This is a genomic window from Streptoalloteichus tenebrarius, assembly GCF_024171885.1.
GTDB classification, from domain to species: domain Bacteria; phylum Actinomycetota; class Actinomycetes; order Mycobacteriales; family Pseudonocardiaceae; genus Streptoalloteichus; species Streptoalloteichus tenebrarius.
Genome location: NZ_JAMTCP010000002.1, coordinates 216,520 through 233,723, shown reverse-complemented (window position 1 = coordinate 233,723; position 17,204 = coordinate 216,520). Strand labels below are relative to the sequence as shown.

14 protein-coding genes and 1 riboswitch are annotated in these 17,204 nt (G+C 74.2%); of the genes, 8 read left to right on the top strand and 6 right to left on the bottom strand.

Features of this window, described 5'->3' with window-relative positions:
• Nucleotides 1-42: 42 nt before the first annotated feature.
• Entirely contained in the window at nt 43-1,041 is a 999-nt protein-coding gene (locus tag LX15_RS02780; protein WP_372502168.1) for an RIO1 family regulatory kinase/ATPase domain-containing protein, read from the top strand.
• 525 nt (nt 1,042-1,566) lie between these two features.
• Here the strand turns inward: LX15_RS02780 and LX15_RS02775 are convergent.
• Nucleotides 1,567-2,544, bottom strand: coding sequence for a glycoside hydrolase family 6 protein (locus LX15_RS02775; protein ID WP_253667847.1), 978 nt, complete (start codon nt 2,542-2,544; stop codon nt 1,567-1,569).
• Nucleotides 2,545-2,923: 379 nt separating this feature from the next.
• On the opposite strand from LX15_RS02775, the gene LX15_RS02770 reads away from it, so the two are divergent.
• Nucleotides 2,924-4,462: a DEAD/DEAH box helicase gene (locus tag LX15_RS02770; RefSeq protein WP_253667846.1), complete on the top strand. Its 1,539-nt coding sequence runs from the start codon at nt 2,924-2,926 to the stop codon at nt 4,460-4,462.
• Nucleotides 4,463-5,063: 601 nt separating this feature from the next.
• Here the strand turns inward: LX15_RS02770 and cobA are convergent.
• The 3 genes from cobA to LX15_RS02755 all read right to left on the bottom strand — a co-directional run bounded on the left by cobA (nt 5,064) and on the right by LX15_RS02755 (nt 8,260).
• Nucleotides 5,064-6,311 carry a uroporphyrinogen-III C-methyltransferase gene (gene cobA / locus LX15_RS02765; RefSeq protein WP_253667845.1) on the bottom strand — a complete coding sequence of 416 codons (1,248 nt, stop codon included), beginning with the start codon at nt 6,309-6,311 and terminating at the stop codon, nt 5,064-5,066.
• Between the two features lie 128 nt (nt 6,312-6,439).
• On the bottom strand, nt 6,440-6,886 hold the full coding sequence (locus LX15_RS02760; RefSeq protein WP_253667844.1) for a hypothetical protein: 447 nt from the start codon (nt 6,884-6,886) through the stop codon (nt 6,440-6,442).
• Nucleotides 6,887-6,961: 75 nt separating this feature from the next.
• Nucleotides 6,962-7,085, bottom strand: a riboswitch (cobalamin riboswitch).
• A gap of 134 nt (nt 7,086-7,219) precedes the next feature.
• Nucleotides 7,220-8,260, bottom strand: coding sequence for a cation diffusion facilitator family transporter (locus tag LX15_RS02755; protein WP_253667843.1), 1,041 nt, complete (start codon nt 8,258-8,260; stop codon nt 7,220-7,222).
• A 648-nt stretch (nt 8,261-8,908) separates the two neighbouring features.
• Between LX15_RS02755 and LX15_RS02750 the strand changes: the two genes are divergently transcribed.
• On the top strand, nt 8,909-9,049 hold the full coding sequence (locus LX15_RS02750) for a hypothetical protein (RefSeq protein WP_253667842.1): 141 nt from the start codon (nt 8,909-8,911) through the stop codon (nt 9,047-9,049).
• A 970-nt stretch (nt 9,050-10,019) separates the two neighbouring features.
• On the opposite strand, the gene LX15_RS02745 is transcribed toward LX15_RS02750, so the two are convergent.
• Nucleotides 10,020-10,730, bottom strand: a complete 711-nt coding sequence (locus LX15_RS02745) for a GntR family transcriptional regulator (RefSeq protein ID WP_253667841.1) — start codon at nt 10,728-10,730, stop codon at nt 10,020-10,022.
• 305 nt (nt 10,731-11,035) lie between these two features.
• Between LX15_RS02745 and LX15_RS02740 the strand changes: the two genes are divergently transcribed.
• The 5 genes from LX15_RS02740 (at nt 11,036) to LX15_RS02720 (ending at nt 15,992) form a co-directional block, all read left to right on the top strand.
• Nucleotides 11,036-12,346, top strand: coding sequence for a PA0049 family protein (locus LX15_RS02740; RefSeq protein WP_253667840.1), 1,311 nt, complete (start codon nt 11,036-11,038; stop codon nt 12,344-12,346).
• A gap of 68 nt (nt 12,347-12,414) precedes the next feature.
• Nucleotides 12,415-13,635: an NRAMP family divalent metal transporter gene (locus LX15_RS02735; RefSeq protein ID WP_372502164.1), complete on the top strand. Its 1,221-nt coding sequence runs from the start codon at nt 12,415-12,417 to the stop codon at nt 13,633-13,635.
• Between the two features lie 13 nt (nt 13,636-13,648).
• Nucleotides 13,649-14,428: a LamB/YcsF family protein gene (locus tag LX15_RS02730; protein WP_253667839.1), complete on the top strand. Its 780-nt coding sequence runs from the start codon at nt 13,649-13,651 to the stop codon at nt 14,426-14,428.
• Nucleotides 14,429-14,499: 71 nt separating this feature from the next.
• Nucleotides 14,500-15,111, top strand: coding sequence for a 5-oxoprolinase subunit PxpB (gene pxpB, locus LX15_RS02725; protein WP_253667998.1), 612 nt, complete (start codon nt 14,500-14,502; stop codon nt 15,109-15,111).
• Entirely contained in the window at nt 15,108-15,992 is an 885-nt protein-coding gene (locus tag LX15_RS02720; RefSeq protein WP_253667838.1) for a 5-oxoprolinase subunit C family protein, read from the top strand. Before pxpB ends, LX15_RS02720 begins: the two co-directional genes overlap by 4 nt.
• A 634-nt stretch (nt 15,993-16,626) precedes the next feature.
• Here LX15_RS02720 and LX15_RS02715 read toward each other — a convergent pair.
• On the bottom strand, nt 16,627-17,121 hold the full coding sequence (locus LX15_RS02715; protein ID WP_253667837.1) for a DUF1203 domain-containing protein: 495 nt from the start codon (nt 17,119-17,121) through the stop codon (nt 16,627-16,629).
• Nucleotides 17,122-17,204 lie beyond the last annotated feature (83 nt).

Sequence of the window (17,204 nt, the reverse complement as noted above, 5' to 3'; positions counted from 1 at the left end):
ACTCCGCACCCGGTGGGGCTCCCGTCCAGGAGGACACCCACCGTGCGCGAGCACGCCAACGACTTCAGCGACGACATCTTCGACCGCTACGCCCAGTACGACGACACGGATGACGACGCTCCGCGCGCCCAGCGCATGCGTCGCCGCCGCGCCGACGACGAGATCGGGCCACAGCGCCGGGGACGGCTCACCGCCACGGAGCGCGATCTCCTCGCGCTCCGCCGCGAGGACGCCCTCACCGAGGACGGCGCACTCCCACCCGACGGCGACCGGTGGTCCACATGGGACGACGGCGAGCAGGGTCCCGAGCCCCACCCGCAGTGGTTGATCACCGAACTCGCGGCGGTCGACCGCGAACTGGGCGTCCTCAAAACCGGCAAGGAAGCCGACGTCCACCTCGTGGAACGGTTCCTGCCCGGCACCGAACGCTCCTGCCTCCTCGCCGCGAAGCGCTACCGCAGCAACGACCACCGACTCTTCCACCGCGACGCCGGCTACCTCGAAGGCCGCCGCATGCGCCGCTCCCGCGAGGGCCGCGCGGTCGCCCTCCGCAGCGACTTCGGCCGCAACCTCATCGCCGAGCAGTGGGCCGCCGCCGAGTTCGCCGCCCTCGCCCGCCTCTGGGAACTCGGCGCCCCGGTCCCCTACCCCGCCCAACGGGTGGGCACCGAACTCCTGCTGGAGTTCGTCGGCTCCGCCGACGGGACAGCCGCCCCTCGCCTCGCCCAACTCCGCCCCGACCCTGAGCGACTCCAGGACCTGTGGCGGCAGCTCCTCGAAGCCATGCTCCTGCTGGCCCGCCACGGCTACGCCCACGGCGACCTGAGCGCCTACAACCTGCTCGTCCACGAGGACCGGTTGGTGCTCATCGACCTGCCGCAGGTGGTGGACGTCGTCGCCAATCCCCAGGGGTTGGATTTCCTGGAGCGGGACTTCCGGAACGTGGCGGGGTGGTTCGCCGCACGGGGGCTCGGGGTTGAGGAGCGGGACCCCGAGACGTGGGTGCGGGTGTTGCGGGCGGAGGCGGGGCTGGAGGGTTAGGCCCCGGTGGGTCCGCCCGTGGGGATCGTGGTGGGTGGGCTGGTCGCGCTGTCCATGGCCGGCGCGACCAGCCGCCGCCAACGTTGGTCGGAAATGTGCCCGTGCCCCGTGCGCATCACCTCCCTTTCCCCGCGAACGGGCGGGTTCCCCTGGGGCTGGTGGTCCACCAGCCGCTTTCCCCTGTGCGTGACCGGAGATCTCCGGTGGGTTGGCGAGCCCGTCCGGTTCCGCTGGCCGGGCTGGTCTCGCCGGTGGACGACCCTCGGTCTCGGCCGCTGACCGGTGGTCGTCCGCCAGGTGATCACCTGACGTCGGGGCGTGGGTGACGCGTGCCCCGCGTTCATGGTGGCAGCAGTCGAACGCGGGTTCGACCGGACTGCCAGGAGATCACGCGGAGAGGTGACCGGAGATCGACGGACGGGCGCCCACCAGGAGGGGACGAACATCAGCACGGTGGTTGACCACGCGCCGGTTCAGGGGTTCGTCGGGCACGGACGCGTCGCCGCCGCCTTCCGAGAGGCCTGGTCAGCGACCTTCGATCAGCCGCATCGTGAGGTCGGGGCTGAACTGGCCAGCCGGCGTGGTCGGTGCGATCCCGCACGCTCCGTCGGACTCGCCCGGGTTCTTGACCCAGAGCTGCATTTCCACGCCATTGACTCCACCGACCCGGGTGGCGGCGCCGATCTTGCGCCCGGCCGGGTTGCACCACTCGTTGCCCGGCGCCGGGCCGTTGCCGTTGCGGCTGCTGTCGACCACAAACGGCTTGGTGTAGCCGAAGCGGGCCTTCAGCTTCGCGTTCACCTTGTCCGCATAGGACTTCGACTCGGCGGTGGTGTGGTAGTTCGAGACGTTGAGCGCGAAGCCACGGATCTTCTGCGCCCCGGCCGCGTGCAGCTCCCCAGCCATGGTGTCAGGAGAGACCCAGCTCGCGTTGCCGGCGTCCAGATAGGTCCAGGCGTTGGGGGCGGAGCGCAACGCGTCCACCGCGAAGCGGAGGAGTTCGAGTCGGACCGCCCGTTGCCCGGAGGGCACGCAGTCGAGGCGCTGGGCCAGGGCGTCCGGCTCCAGCACGACGACCGCCGGCTTGTCCTGGATGCCGGCGGCGAAGTCGGTGATCCACCGCTTGTAGGCGTCCGGGCTGCTCGCCCCGCCGGCGGAGTGGCTTCCGCAGTCCCTTCCGTACATGAAGTAGGGCACGAGGATCGGCAGCTTGTTGGCGCGGTCGGCGGCGGTCACGTAGGCGGACACCGCCGACCGGACGTCACCGCTCCACTCGCCGAACCACTTCCCCTGGGGGACGGCGGCGACGGCGGTCCTGATCCGTGCGGCGCGCGCGTCGCCGGAGTGGGACCGGACCCACACCGCGGCCTGGAGGTCGGGGTCGGCGTAGAACCCGTCGGTCATGCTCACCGGGTTCCCCGGCGCGGCGTCGGCACTCACGAACGGCAGCAGCGCGGTCGCCACGGCGACCGCGAGCGTGACGGCGAGACGTCTGATCCTCACTCTGCCTCCCTCTCCCATGGTGCGACGGCGGCGAAAGAATAGGGAGGTCCTCGTCGTGTTCCTACCGCCGTTCGGCGTGGAGCGGTGGCTCTCGCCCCGTCGCCGGAGTCGCTCCGACGAAAGCGGCGGCACGGTGGGGGTGGCGGCCGACACCCCGACCGTGCCGCCGCCACGCTCTGCCCATCAGGTAGGCTCGGGATGCACCGCCATGCGGACTGTCCGCGATCTCGCCGACCCGGCGACGGCCGGTGCCACCGAAGATCCATTGCGGCGCCCGTGCCCGACAGGGCTGCGCGCCGGGCTCGTCCTTGTGATCAGCACCGTGGGCTCACCCCCGCGGGGCCTCCCCGTGACGTGCCACGTCCCGGAGAGGGCAGACTTGACCACTGATCGTTTCGACCGCACCCTGCGCAAGCCCCGCCACCGCTGGGTCCGCCCCGCCGCCGAGGCGGCCGAGCAGGCGCCCCAGCAGCCGCTGGAGCAGGAGTCGACCCCGCTGACCGACGCCGCCGACCTGCCCGGTTTCGACGAGCTCGGCCTGCCCGAGGCCCTGGTGCGCGCCCTGCGCGACCGGGGCATCACCCACCCGTTCCCCATCCAGGCCGCGACGCTGCCGGACGCGCTCGCCGGGCACGACGTGCTCGGCCGCGGCCAGACCGGCTCGGGCAAGACCCTGGCCTTCGGCCTGCCGATGCTGGTCCGGCTGAGCGACGGCGAGAGCCGCCCGCTGCACCCCAGGGGCCTGGTGCTGGTGCCGACCCGCGAGCTGGCCATGCAGGTGCAGGACTCGCTGGCGCCGTTCGCGCGCGCCCTGGGCCTGACCTGCTCGGTCGTCGTCGGCGGCACCTCGTTCCCGAAGCAGGTCAGCGCGCTGCGGCGCGGTGTCGACCTGCTCATCGCCACGCCGGGCCGGCTCAACGACCACGTCCGGCAGGGCACCTGCGTGCTCTCCGAGGTCGGCATCACGGCGCTGGACGAGGCCGACCACATGGCCGACCTCGGCTTCCTGCCCGACGTGCGCGCCGCGCTGGACCTGGTGGCTCCCGATGGACAGCGCCTGCTGTTCTCGGCGACCCTGGACGGCGACGTCGACGTCCTGGTGAAGCAGTACCTGGTCGACCCGGTGACGCACTCGGTCTCCCCGCCGGCGGCGAGCGTGTCGACGATGGAGCACCACCTGCTGCTGATCGGCCGGGGCGAGAAGTCGGCCGTGGTGTCGCGGATCGCGGCGCGCGAGGGCAGGACGATCCTGTTCGCCCGCACCCAGCAGGCCGTGGACCGGCTGACCGAGCAGCTCCGCGACGTGGGGGTCCGCGCGCGCGGCCTGCACGGCGGCAAGTCGCAGGCGGTCCGCACCCGGACGCTGGCCGAGTTCCGCGAGGGCCGCAGCCAGGTGCTGGTGGCCACGGACGTCGCCGCGCGCGGCATCCACGTCGACGGGATCGACCTGGTCGTGCACGTCGACCCGCCGAACGACGCCAAGGACTACCTGCACCGCGCCGGTCGCACGGCGCGTGCCGGGGAGGCCGGCACGGTCGTGACGATCGTGCAGCCGAACCAGCGACGGAAGGTGCAGGCGCTGACCCGGCAGGCCGGGGTGGACCCGATCAGCACCCGGGTGGACGCCGACGGCGAGGACCTGGCCCGGATCACCGGCGCCCGGGAGCCCAGCGGGGTCCCGGTGGTGGACGAGCCCACGCCGCGTCGCGGCGGTGGGAAGCGGTTCGGCGGTCCCCGGCAGGGTGGTCGGGGCGGCTGGCGCGGGGAGCGCCGGGACCGTGGCGACCACCAGGGTCGGCACGACCGTGGTGGCGACCGGTCGTGGCGCCGGGACCGTGACCAGGGCGAGCGGCGGGACCGCGGTCCGCGTCGCGAGTTCGGCGACCGGCACGACCGCCCGGCGCGCGAGGGTCGTTGACGCGACGGACGGTGTTGACGACGTCAGACCAGGAGCCCGCCTCCGGTGACGGTGTTCGTCGCCTGTAGTGACATTCGGAACGCCCGGCTGGGACACCAGCCGGGCGTTCTGCTGTCCACCCGAATGAAGCCGGCGACAGGAAGGGCCATTCGGCACGAACTCACGGAGAGCTGACTGACACAAGCGCACGACAGGGACGAACCCTCTCCCAGACGCAGCCACCAGGGACCGCACTGGCGCGAAGCGCACGGCGGCAACGCTCACTTCAGGACGAACCAACCGGAACGGACCCGCGAAGCGGACGACAGCGACGTTTCACATCCGGGCGGGCTCACCACAGAGCCCACCGACACAAGCAACAAAGAGATGACCCGCATTCGGACGCACGCACCGGGGGCCGGGCCCGCGCGAAGCGGACGACAGCGACGCTTCACGTCCGGACGGACCACCCCGGGACCGGCCGGTACGAAACGCATGACACGGACGGCGCGGACAGAAACACCGGGAAGATGACGACGGCACGCCTGACGGCTTCCGTCACGGAGAAATGCACCGGCCGGCGCCCGCCCCCGCGGGAGGACGGGCGCCGGTCGGTGTGTGTTCAGGATCGGGACGGGCTGGGCAGCTCGGCGGCCAGGCCGGCCACCGGTCCGATGACGATGATCGCCGGTGGGCGGACGCCCTCGGCCTCGATTGTCTTGCCCAGCACACCCAGGGTCGTCCGGACGACGCGCTGGTTCCGCGTCGTGCCCTCCTGGATCACCGCGACCGGCGTCCCCGGGGCGCGGCCGTGGGTCAGGAGCGCCTCGGCGATCTCCCCGGCGCGTTCCACCGCCATGAGCAGCACGAGGGTGCCTCGGAGGCGGGCGAGCGCGGGCCAGTCCACCAGCGAGCGCGGGTCGTCCGGGGCGACGTGGCCGGACACCACGACCACCTCGTGGGCGACGCCGCGGTGCGTGACCGGGACGTCGGCCACGGCCGGCACGGCGAAGGCGCTGGTGACCCCGGGGACGACGGTGACGGGGACGCCCGCCTCGGCGCAGGCGATCAGCTCCTCGAAGCCGCGCCCGAACAGGTAGGGGTCGCCGCCCTTGAGGCGGACCACGAACCGGCCGGCCAGCGCGTGCTCCACCAGGGTGGCGTTGATGGCGTCCTGGCTGGCCGCCCGGCCGTAGGGGATCTTGGACGCGTCCACGACCTGGACGTGCGGCGGCAGCTCGTCGAGCAGCTCGCGCGGGGCGAGCCGGTCGACGACCACCACGTCCGCCCTGGCCAGCAGGCGTCGGCCGCGGACGGTGACGAGGTCGGGGTCGCCGGGGCCGCCGCCGACCAACGCCACGCCGGGCAACGGGGCGTCGGCGGGTTCGGCGTGGTCGGCGTGGTCGGGCACCCGTCCCTCGCGCAGCGCGCCGAGCAGGGCGTCCCGGACGGCGGCGGAGCGGCGGGGCCGCCCCCCGGCCAGCACGCCGACCAGCAGGCCCTCGTGTTCGCCGACGGCCGGGGTCACGGCGGTGCCGCCCTCGGCGACGTCGGCGCGCACGCAGAACACCCTGCGCCGTTCGGCCTCGGCCGCGACGGCGGCGTTGACCTCGGCGTCGGGGGTGCAGGCGATCGCGTACCAGGCGGCGTCGAGGTCGCCGTCGGCGTAGGTCCGGGGGTGCCAGACCAGTTCGCCGGCGTCGACCATGCCCTCCACGGCCGGGGTCACGTCGGGGGCGATCACCTCGACCGCGGCGCCGGCGGCGACCAGCCGGGGCAGCCGGCGCTGGGCCACGGTCCCCCCGCCGACCACGACCACCCGGCGTCCGGTGAGGTCGAGACCGGCGAGGTAGTGCTGTTCAGCGTGCATGTCATGAGCATGCCGATGACCAGCGGAATGTCCATGGCCGGGGCCGTGACCGTGGCCACCCGCGCCGTGCTCGCCGCTCGCGGGTCCGTCCTGACGGGAGGGGGAGCCGTCGGTGGGGGTCGGGTCGCTCACGCCGCGCCCACCCCTGCCGTCACGCCGCCCACGGTGACGCACATGTGCGACGAGGAGAGGGTCAGGCCGCGCAGCCGGCCGCCGAGCAGGCGGTGGAGCGGAGCGCGGCCGCCCACAGTCCGGTCCACCTTGGCGTCACCGAGATCACCGCGTCGCACCTGCCGCCACAGTGGGCGCGGGGAGCGCAGCACAGCGGCGTCGAGAACGGCGATCAAGGGCAGGAGGAGCACCGCCACGACGAGCGAGACGAGGGCACCGAGCTGTCGGGCGCCCGCCAGTCGGGCCTCGCCGATCGAGCCGACCGCGACGAGCGGGGCGATCACCCGCACGACGGTCGCGTGCCCCGTGGCGGGGAGGAGTCCGACGGCGGCGAGGCGGTGGCGTTCGCCGGGCGGCCACGCCCCGCTCGGTGTGGGGGGCGGGGCGGCGTCGGACGACGTCATGGGACCAGACCTCCTGGGGTTCCTCGCCCGAGGGTCGACGGGCACGCGTCCGCGGCGCGGGGCGTGGCCGGGCGGAGTGTCCTGACTCCCGGATCACGGCGGGGTCCCCGGCCTTCCAGCCCTCGCGGGCCGTGGCCGTGGTTGGGGTCCGCTCCCCGGTCACAGTGGCGGGACCGTCCCGGACTCGCACCGGGTTCCTCCACGTCGGCGGAGGCATCCTGGCTGGTCGCGGGGTGTGTGGTCAATCCCGGTCGGTTGAGGCGGAAACCGGCCGGCACGCGCCTGCCAGACGAGGACCACCGTCCGAAGAGGACGGACGGGAGGCCGCGCCCATCAGCTCCTGGCGTGGTGCGCGACGACGGCGTGGTCGTCGGTGCCCGGCAGCGGGGCGGGGTGCGGGTGGACGTGGGCGCGGACGAGCCGGTGGACGCCGTGCAGCAGCCGGTGCTCGACCTCGTGGGCGATGCCGTGCGCGGTGAGCAGGCTCGCCTCCCGGTCCACGACGACGGTCAGCTCGGCGAGCCGGCCGTGGCCCGACCAGCGCAGCCGCACCTGTTCCACGGCGAGCACGCCGGGGGTGGCGGCGGCGAGGCGGGCGGCGTCGGCGACGACCTGGGGCTCGACGGCGTCCATGAGTCGGCCGAGCACCTGGCGGCCCGCGCCGACCAGCACGCACAGGATGGCGGCGGCGACGGCGAGGCCGACGACCGGGTCGACCCACGGCCACCCGAGCGCGCCGCCCCCGGCGGCGGCCAGCACGGCGAGCGAGGTGAACCCGTCGGCTCGGGCGTGCAGGCCGTCGGCGACGAGCGCGGCGGAGCCGATGCGTCGCCCGACCCGGACCCGCCAGCGCGCCACGGCCTCGTTGCCGAGGAAGCCGACGACGGCGGCGGCCGCCACCGCGCCGACGTGCTGGAGCGGCCGGGGCTCGGCCAGGCGGCGGACCGACTCCACGGCGGCGAGCGCGGCGGAGGCGGCGATGAGCAGCACCACGGCCAGGCCGGCCAGGTCCTCGGCGCGGCCGAATCCGTAGGTGAAGCGAGGAGTAGCGGCGCGCCGGCCGAGGGTGAACGCCACGGCGAGCGGGACGGCGGAGAGGGCGTCGGCGGCGTTGTGCAGGGTGTCGGACAGCAGCGCGACGGACCCCGTCACCGCCACCACCACGGCCTGGGCCGCGGCGGTGGCCAGCAGGACGCCGAACGATCCCCACAACGTGCGCAGGCCGTCGCGGCTGGCCGTCAGGTGGTCGTCGACCTTGTCCGCCACGTCGTGGGAGTGCGGTGTGAGGAGGTGGCGGAGCCGCGCGAGCGCTCCCGACCGAGGGACGTGCCGGTGTCCGTGCGCATGGCCGTGACCATGCTTGTGGCCTGCCATGGCCGGGACACTACAGGAAAATGTCCACTGTGGACTAAATGCCAAGGAGGTGCGGTTGCCAGATTTTCCCTCCTGCACAAGCGATGCGGTTGCGACACAAGCTCCTCGCCTCAGCCGAACGCCCGGACGTCGTTCCCCGCCTCTACCCACGACGACGACCACCGCCGACCCTCTGCGGTATCGGGGCAACGCAACCCGGATCGCGCGGAAGAACACCACCCGATCCACGGCTAGCTTGAGTTTCAATCTCTGAGCGGCCGGGTGAGATCCTGATTGATCATGAGTGAAGCCCTGGGTCGATCATTCCTCCTGCGACAGATGGAAGATCGAGACAAGGGCTGCTTCAGTTGATCACTGTGCACATGCCGGTGACACCGGCGTGTTCGGGGAGCTGTCGCTGACCGGTGAGCATCGACGCGGGCATGGCAGCGGCTGTGCCGCGCTGGCCCGGGGCGTGTCGACATCGACCCGGGCACCCGGGGTGCCGCTGCCACGTGCCGCGGGCAGGCGGCTGGTGCTCGCGGTGGATGTGACCTGCTGGCTTCGCCCGGAGGCACACACCGGCGGCACATCGGATCCTGTGCCACACCCACAGTCGGGGCAAGCACCAGCACATGATGGTCCCCGGCTGGCCCTACTTTCCTGGTCGTGGCCCTGGAAACCGGGTGTCCTTCGTGGACCGCGCCGCTGGACACGGTCCGGCTCGCGCCCGACGACGACGCCCCGAGCGTGACCGCCAGGCAGATCCGTGATGCCGTGCAACGGTTGATCGCCGCCGGCCACGGGTGACCGGGGGTCCGGAGATCCCACTGGTCGCCGACGCGGGCTACGACGCCCCCCGACTGGCCCACGTGCTGGCCGGTCTCCCGACCCCGGTGCTGCGCGCGGATGCGCTCGGACCGGGTCCCGCCTCGCCCGGCCCCGCTCACCTGCCCGGCACGAGGGGCAGACCCCGCCGCCAGGGCAGCGAGTTCGTCTTCGGCGACCCGAACACCGGGGGCGAACCCAACATCGCCACCGAGACCACCACCCGGCTCTCACGGGCCGGCGCTGATCCGAGCCTGGGACGGGCCGCGCCCACGCCTGACCCACCGCATCGCCGGGACAGGCCACGACGCCGAGCCTGCCCCACCTGGGAAGGCGCCGTGATCCGGCCACGGGTCGAGCGTCTGCCCTCCACAGCGATCGGCGAACCCCGTCTGGCTCTGGCACTCCCGCACCAACCTCACCCGGGCCGGGGTCAATCTGGCGTGGCGGACGTTCCCGCGCCGGTTCGATATCGAGCACACCTTCCGCGTGCTCACACAGCCCCTTGGCTGGACCACTTCGACGCTCCGGGACCCGGAGGCGGCCGACCGCTGGAGCTGGCTGCTGCTCACCGCCGACACCCAGTTCCGCCTCGCCCGCGACCTCGCCACCGATCTGCGCCGCCCCCGGGGAAACCCCGGCCCCGGTCCGACGGCTCACCCCGGCCCGGGTCCGGCGGGGATTTCGGAACCCGCATCCACAACTGGCCTGTCCCGGTGTGCCGAAACCCTCACGACCCGACCCAGGACGCCCCGCAGGACGGCTCAACCGCCAGCCCGCTCCACGCCACGACATCCACACCGTCACCAGCGCAAACAATCCGAAATCCACACGCGGCACGAAGACCAGGTCAAGCAACCCACGACCCCGCCGAACAAGTCAAAACTCACGCTAGGACCTGGGCAGGGACCCCACGGGCCGGTCACGGGTTCGGTGAACGTCGCGGAGGGCGTCAGCGGGTGGTGTCGAGGTGGGCGAAGCCCGCGACGAGCTGTTCCTCGGCCTCCACGAGGTAGCGGTCCATCCTGCGCACCGCCTCCTCGACCTCCCCGGCGGTGAGCAGTTCGAGGATCGCCCGGTTGCCGGCCACGTAGGGCTCGTGGAAGGTCCGCGGGTCCCCCATCACGTGGAAGGCCAGGCGCAGCTCGGCGAGCAGGCCGGCGACGGCCGCGTCGATCCGGTCGCTGCCGGCGAGGCCGCCGATCGCCTGGTGGAAGCGCATGTTGGCGGTGCCGACGTCCACCCAGCGGTCGTCGGCGGCGGCCGCCTCCGCCTCCGCGATGGCGCGGCGCACGGCGGTGGTGGCCGCCTCCGGCGCGGAGGGCCAGTAGCGCAGCGCGGCGCACTCGACCAGCCGGCGGGCCCGGTAGAGGTCCACGACGTCGTCGACGGTGAGGACCCGCACGAACACGCCCCGGCTGTACTCGTGGACGAGCAGCCGCTCGTGGACCAGCAGGCGGAAGGCCTCGCGCAGCGTGTTGCGGGAGACACCGAGCGCGCCGCCCAGCGCCTCCTCGGACAGGCGCAGCCCCGGGGCGAGCGCGCCTTCGAGGATCTGGGCCCGCAGCAGGTCGGCGACGCGTTCGGCCGTGGTCGAGCGCTCCAGGCGGTCCCGGCCGGCGACCACCGCGTCGAGCCAGCCCTGGTCCCGCGTGGTCGCCATCGTGTTCCACCCCGTCGCGCGCGCCGCGCCCCTGGTCGGCGGGTCCGACCTGGGACGACGTGCCGAGTCTAGATCGCCGTGGGCGCCCTCCCGGTCCCGGCTCACGGAACTGGGTATTGAAGGATTGTTCAACGATCCTTAGGGTGTCGTCCACATCACGGAACCGGGTGCGTGGTCACCACACGACCGAGTGCCCTCCGCCGTGGACCCCACCCGGTCCTCGGCCGCGTACCACCTACGACGCGTCACCGAACCGCGCCGCCACGTCGTCCGGTCGGCCCCGCGCCCACGATCGGGAGGAACCCATGGCTCGTCCCCGCACGCCCCGGCGTTTACTGCTCGCCGCGCTGACCGTCGCGCCCCTGGTGGCGCTGCCCGGCACGGCGTCCGCCGGGCCGGAGTCCGGTGCCACCTGCTACGACCCGGCCGCGTCGCTGACGGTGGAGGAGCGGCGCCTCGACGCCACCCTGGAGCCGGGCGGCCCGGCCGTCGGCCCCGAGCTGGTGCGGCAGGCCGGGTTCGACCGGCAGGTCGACCGGTTCGTCCGGGACCTGTGCCGCGTGCGCACCCGGGGCCAGGCCGAGCGGCTGGTGACCGAGCGGGGCCGCGAGCTGTGGCGGACCGCCGTGGACCGCGCGCAGGGCCGTCGGCCGGACCTGGGCGGGGCGGACCGGTACGACGACCGCCCCCTGTACTGGGCGCGACTGCACCTGACCAGGGCGGTGCGCCAGTGGCGCGCGCCGTTCGCCCTGGACGCCGCCCGACGGGCCGAACTGGTCCGGACCCTGGACCGCGCCGCTCGCGGGATCGACTCGGTGCGACTGCCGGCCGACCCGCACGTGCGACGCGTGCTGGTCAGCGGGTTCGACCCGTTCCGGCTCGACGGCCAGGGGGTGCGCACCAGCAACCCCTCGGGCGCGGCGGCCCTCCAGCTCGACGGCCGCACGTTCGACACCCCGCACGGCCGGGTGGTCGTGGAGGCGGTGACCCTGCCGGTGCTGTGGGGCGGGTTCGACGAGGGCGTCGTGGAGGCCGCCTACGGGCCGTGGCTGCGCGCCGGCCGCCGGCAGGTCGACATGATCACCACGATCAGCCAGGGCCGGCCGGAGCGGTTCGACATCGAGCGGTGGGCGGGTCGCTGGCGCGGCGGGTCCCCGGACAACGACGCGGTCCGCGCGACCGGTCCGGCTCCGGCCGCCGCCGGGTGGCCGCAGCCGGCCCACGAGTTCATCGAGACCACCCTGCCGTGGCAGCGGATGGTCGAGGCCGGCACCGGCCCGTACGCCGTGGCGCTCAACCGCGAGTTCTGCGAGTGGCCGGTCGGCGGGACGCCGGGTACCGGCCAGAAGGCGTGCCGCACGGACGAGCCGACGCCGGGCGCGGCGGCGGCCGCCGGCAGCGGCGGGGACTACCTGTCCAACGAGAGCATGTACCGCGCGAACCGGCTGCGGCTGGGGCTGGGCGCCACCGACGTGCGCGGTGGCCACCTGCACACGCCGGTGCTCGGCCTGCCCGACTCGGGCACGGCGCTCACCGACCCCGCGTTCGAGCGGCGTCGGCGGGCCATCGCGGACCAGACGGTCGCCCTGGTGAGGGCGGGCGCGTCCGCACCGTGAGTCACGGCGGGCCTGGCGGCGGGGAGGAACCCGGCCGCCGGCCCGCCCCTTCTTCCTGGAGGTAGCCCGTGGGCGAGCAGACCATGACGGTCGGCGGCACCACCAAGGGCGCGCGCGGCACCCTGCTCGGCGCGATGTTCCTGATGGCCACCAGCGCCATCGGTCCCGGCTTCATCACGCAGACGGCCACGTTCACCGGCCAGCTCGGCGCGTCCTTCGCCTTCGCGATCGTCGCGTCGATCCTGGTCGACCTGGCCGTGCAGCTCAACGTCTGGCGGGTCATCGGGGTGTCGGGGCTGCGCGCCCAGGAGCTGGCCAACCGGGTGGTGCCCGGCGCGGGCTGGCTGTTGTCGTTCCTGGTCGTGCTCGGCGGGCTGGTGTTCAACATCGGCAACGTCGCCGGCGCCGGCCTGGGCGGCGCCGCGATGCTCGGGGTGGACCCGACGCTGGCCGGCGTGGTGTCGGCGCTGGTCGCGATCGCGGTGTTCGTCAGCAGGCGGGCCGGTGTCGCCATGGACCGGATCGTCGTCGTGCTCGGCCTGGTCATGATCGGGATGACGGCCTACGTGGCGGTGGTCTCCGAGCCGCCCGTGGGCGACGCGCTGCGCAACGCGGTCGTGCCGGAGAAGGTCGACTTCGCCGCGATCACGACGTTGATCGGCGGCACGGTCGGCGGGTACATCACCTACGCCGGCGCGCACCGGCTGGTCGACTCGGGGATCAGCGGCCCCGCCGCGGTCGGCCAGATCAGCCGCAGCTCGATCACCGGCATCCTGGTGACCGGCGTGATGCGGCTGCTGCTGTTCCTCGCGGTCTTCGGCGTGGTGGCGGCCGGGGTGACGCTGTCGAGCTCGAACCCGGCGGCCACCGCGTTCGAGCACGCGGCCGGCCAGGTGGGACTGCGGATCTTCGGCCTGGTGCTGTGGGCCGCCGCGATCACCTCCGTGATCGGCGCGGCCTACACCTCGGTCACGTTCGTGACCGGGTCCTCGCCCCGGCTCGCCCGCCACCGCAACAGCCTGGTGATCGGGTTCATCGCGGTCTCCACCGCGGTCTTCGCCCTGGCCGGCCAGGCCCCGGCGAAGCTGTTGATCTTCGCCGGCGCGTTCAACGGGCTGATCCTGCCGGTGGGCATGGCCCTGCTGCTGTGGGTGGCGGCGCGGCGGCGGGACCTGATGGGGGGCTACCGCTACCCGCGCTGGCTGGTCGTGCTGGGCGCGCTGGCCTGGCTGGTGACCGTGTACCTGGGCTGGAAGTCGCTGGGCTCGCTCGGCGCGCTGTGGACGTGACGGAGGAGGAGACATGATCGGCACCGACGGGACCGCCGCGATCGACCTCAACGCCGACCTCGGCGAGGGGTTCGGGAACTGGCGGATGGGGGACGACGCCGCGCTGCTCGACGTGGTCACCAGCGCGAACGTGGCCTGCGGCTTCCACGCGGGCGACCCGGTGACGATGCGCCGCACGTGCCGGCTGGCGGCCGAGCGCGGGGTGAGCGTCGGGGCGCACGTGGGGTACCGGGACCTGGCCGGGTTCGGCCGGCGGTTCGTGGACGTGGCGCCCGAGGAGCTGGCCGCCGACGTGCTCTACCAGCTCGGAGCGCTCGACGCGTGCGCCAGGGCGGCCGGGACGTGCGTGCGCTACGTCAAGCCGCACGGCGCGCTGTACAACACCCTGGTGCACCACGAGGAGCAGGCCGCCGCGGTGGTGGACGCGGTGCGGGAGTTCGACCCGGCGCTGCCCGTGCTGGGGCTGCCGGGCGCGGTGTGGCTGCGGCTGGCGGCCGAGGCCGGGCTGCCGGTGCGGCACGAGGCGTTCGCCGACCGCGCCTACACCCCTGAGGGCACGTTGGTGTCGCGTCGGGAGCCGAACGCGGTGCTGCACGACCCCGCGCTGATCGCGGAACGCGGCCTGACGCTGGCGACCCGGGGCGAGGTCGTCGCGGTCGACGGCTCCGTGGTGCGGTTGCGGGCCGACTCGATCTGCGTGCACGGCGACACGCCGGGCGCGGTCGAGGCGGCCCGCGCGTTGCGGGCGGGGCTGGAGCGCGCGGGCGTGCGGCCCAGGGCGTTCGCGGCATGACGGCGGGGACGGCGGAGACGGCGCCGAGCGGGACGGCGCGGCCGTTGGAGTCCACTGTGGACAACTGGGACATGCGCCTGCTGCCGTGCGGCGACCGGGCGCTGCTGGTGGAGCTGGCCGACAGCGCCGGGGTCGTCGGGCTGTACGCGGCGCTGCGCGCCGCTCCCCCGCCCGGCGTGGTCGACATGGTTCCGGCGGCCCGCACCCTGCTGCTGCGGCTGGGCCCCGACGAGACGGACCTGCGGGCGGTGGCAGCGGCGGTGCGCGGCGCCGAGCCGGTGTGGGACGAGCGGGAGAGCCGCGACCGGGTGGAGGTCCCGGTGCGGTACGACGGGGAGGACCTCGCGGAGGTCGCCCGGCTGACCGGGCTGACGGAGCGGGAGGTCGTCGCCGCGCACACGGGCTCCGAGTGGACGGTGGCGTTCTGCGGGTTCGCGCCGGGGTTCGGCTATCTCACGGGCGGGGACCCCCGCCTGCGGGTGCCGAGGCGCGCGGTGCCGCGCACGCGGGTCCCGGCCGGGGCGGTGGCGCTGGCCGGCGAGTACACCGGGGTGTACCCCCGGGTCTCGCCCGGCGGCTGGCAGCTCATCGGCCGCACCGACCTCGTCGTGTGGCAGGTGGACCGCGACCCGCCGGCCCTGTTGCGGCCCGGCACGACCGTGCGGTTCGTGGAGGAGACGTGAGGCGGGTCGACGTGCGGCAGGTCGAGGTGCTCTCCCCCGGGATCCTGGCCACCGTGCAGGACCTCGGGCGGCCAGGACTGGCCGGGCTGGGCGTCGGCTGGTCCGGCGCGGCGGACCGGGCCGCCTTCCGGCTGGCCAACCGGCTGGTCGGCAACGCGGAGGACGCCGCGGCCGTCGAGGTGACCTTCGGGGGGCTCGCGGTGCGGGCGCGGCACCACCTCGTGGTGGCGGTGACCGGGGCGGAGTGCCCGGTCACCGTCGACGGCCGGCCCGAGCCGGTGAACAGCGTGCTGCGGCTGCGACCGGGCGCGGAGCTGCGGCTCGGCCCGCCCACGCGGGGTCTGCGCAACTACGTCGCCGTGCGGGGCGGCCTGGACGTCCCCGCCGTGCTCGGCTCGTCGTCGACGGACGTGCTCGCCGGGATCGGCCCCGGGGCGCTCGCCACGGGGGACGTGCTCGCGGTGGGCGAGCCGCGACGCCCGCTGCCCCCCGTGGACCTCGCGCCGGTCGCGCCCCCGCGGGACGACGAGCTGGTGCTCCGGGTGTGGCTGGGGCCGAGGGACGACTGGTTCACCCCGGAGGCGGTGGCGGCGCTCGGCCGCGAGCCGTTCCAGGTGACCTCGGAAAGCGACCGGGTGGGGATGCGGCTGGCGGGACCGGTGCTGGAGCGGCGCCGGGACGGTGAGCTGCCCAGTGAGGGAACGGTGCGCGGCGCCCTCCAGGTGCCGCCCTCCGGCCAGCCCACCCTGTTCCTCGCCGACCACCCGGTGACCGGCGGCTACCCGGTCATCGCCGTCGTCCTCGCCGAGGACGTCGACCGGGCCGCCCAGGCCAGGCCGGGGACGCGGCTCCGGTTCCGCGTCACCCAGCCGACCTGGTGACCTGCCCCGTCCTCGGCGTGGCTGACCCCGTCCCTCGGCGTGACCTGACCCGTCCCTCGGCGTGACCTGCCCAGTCCTCGGCGTGGCCGACCCGTCCCTCAGCGGACGGGCGTCGGCACACCGCGCGCCTTTCACGCCCGGCGCCCGGATCTCACGACCCCACGCCGCGCGGCCAGCTCCTCCTGGCGCGCGGCGTGGTCGCCGTGTCACCCGCTTCGGACGCGGGGGGACGTCCCAGGGTGGACGAGGTGCCGGGGTGATCAACGGGGGTGCTGCCCAAGGCGAGGACAGGGGCGGCATCGCGTGACCTGTCGAACGTCATGGCCGTGGAAGACGATCGACAACCAGTTCTGGCGGTGGCCGGTGGCCGCCCACCCACCTCCGGTCCACGCGAGCCGCCAGCGAGCGCCGCGACGTCGTCGAACGCTGTTGCAACCAGCTCCAGCAGTTCCACGCCATCGCCACCCGCTACGACAGACCGCCACCTCCTACTGAGGGTGATCGATCTGACCACTCTGCTCATCTGGCTTGGAGGGCACGTCCTCGTACCTGGAGCCCGGATCTCACGACCCCACGCCGCGCGGCCAGCTCCTCCCGGCGCGCGGCGTGGTCGCCGCGTCACCCGCCATGGGCGTCAGGCGCGGGTCGCGTCCGTGGCCTGCTCGACGGCCCGCTCGACGGTGAACAGGTAGCAGCCGGCGTCCACGCTCCTGGCGTGGATGTAGAAGACCTCCGGCGACGCGAGGAGGTCGGCGATCGCCTCCTCGACGTCCTGGTGGATCTCCCGCTCGACCACGAGCCGGCGTCCCTCGCCGTACGCCTGGAAGGTCACGGGCTTGCCCAGGAAGTACGGCGGCAGGGGCGTGTCCGCGTCGTGCGGCTCGCACTCGGCGGCGTGGACGTAGATCGGGCCGGGGAGCGGGGGGACGGCCCGGCCGCGGAAGGCGTCGAAGGTGAACAGCAGGCGCGGCTCGTCGGCGGCGAACCGGGTCAGGCACACCCGGCACGCCGCGCCGGCCTCGTGCTTCTCCTCCAACCACGCGGGGTGCCCGTAGTCGGGCGCGGTGCGGGTGCGTCGGACCTCGGCGACGACTTCCTCGGCGACGGGGACGACACGGTAGCCGGACATGGCGCTGCTCCTTCCCTCTCGGTGGGAACAAGCCTCACCGCGTCCGGCGTCCGGTGCTGGCGGCTAACGGACCTGGCGTTGCG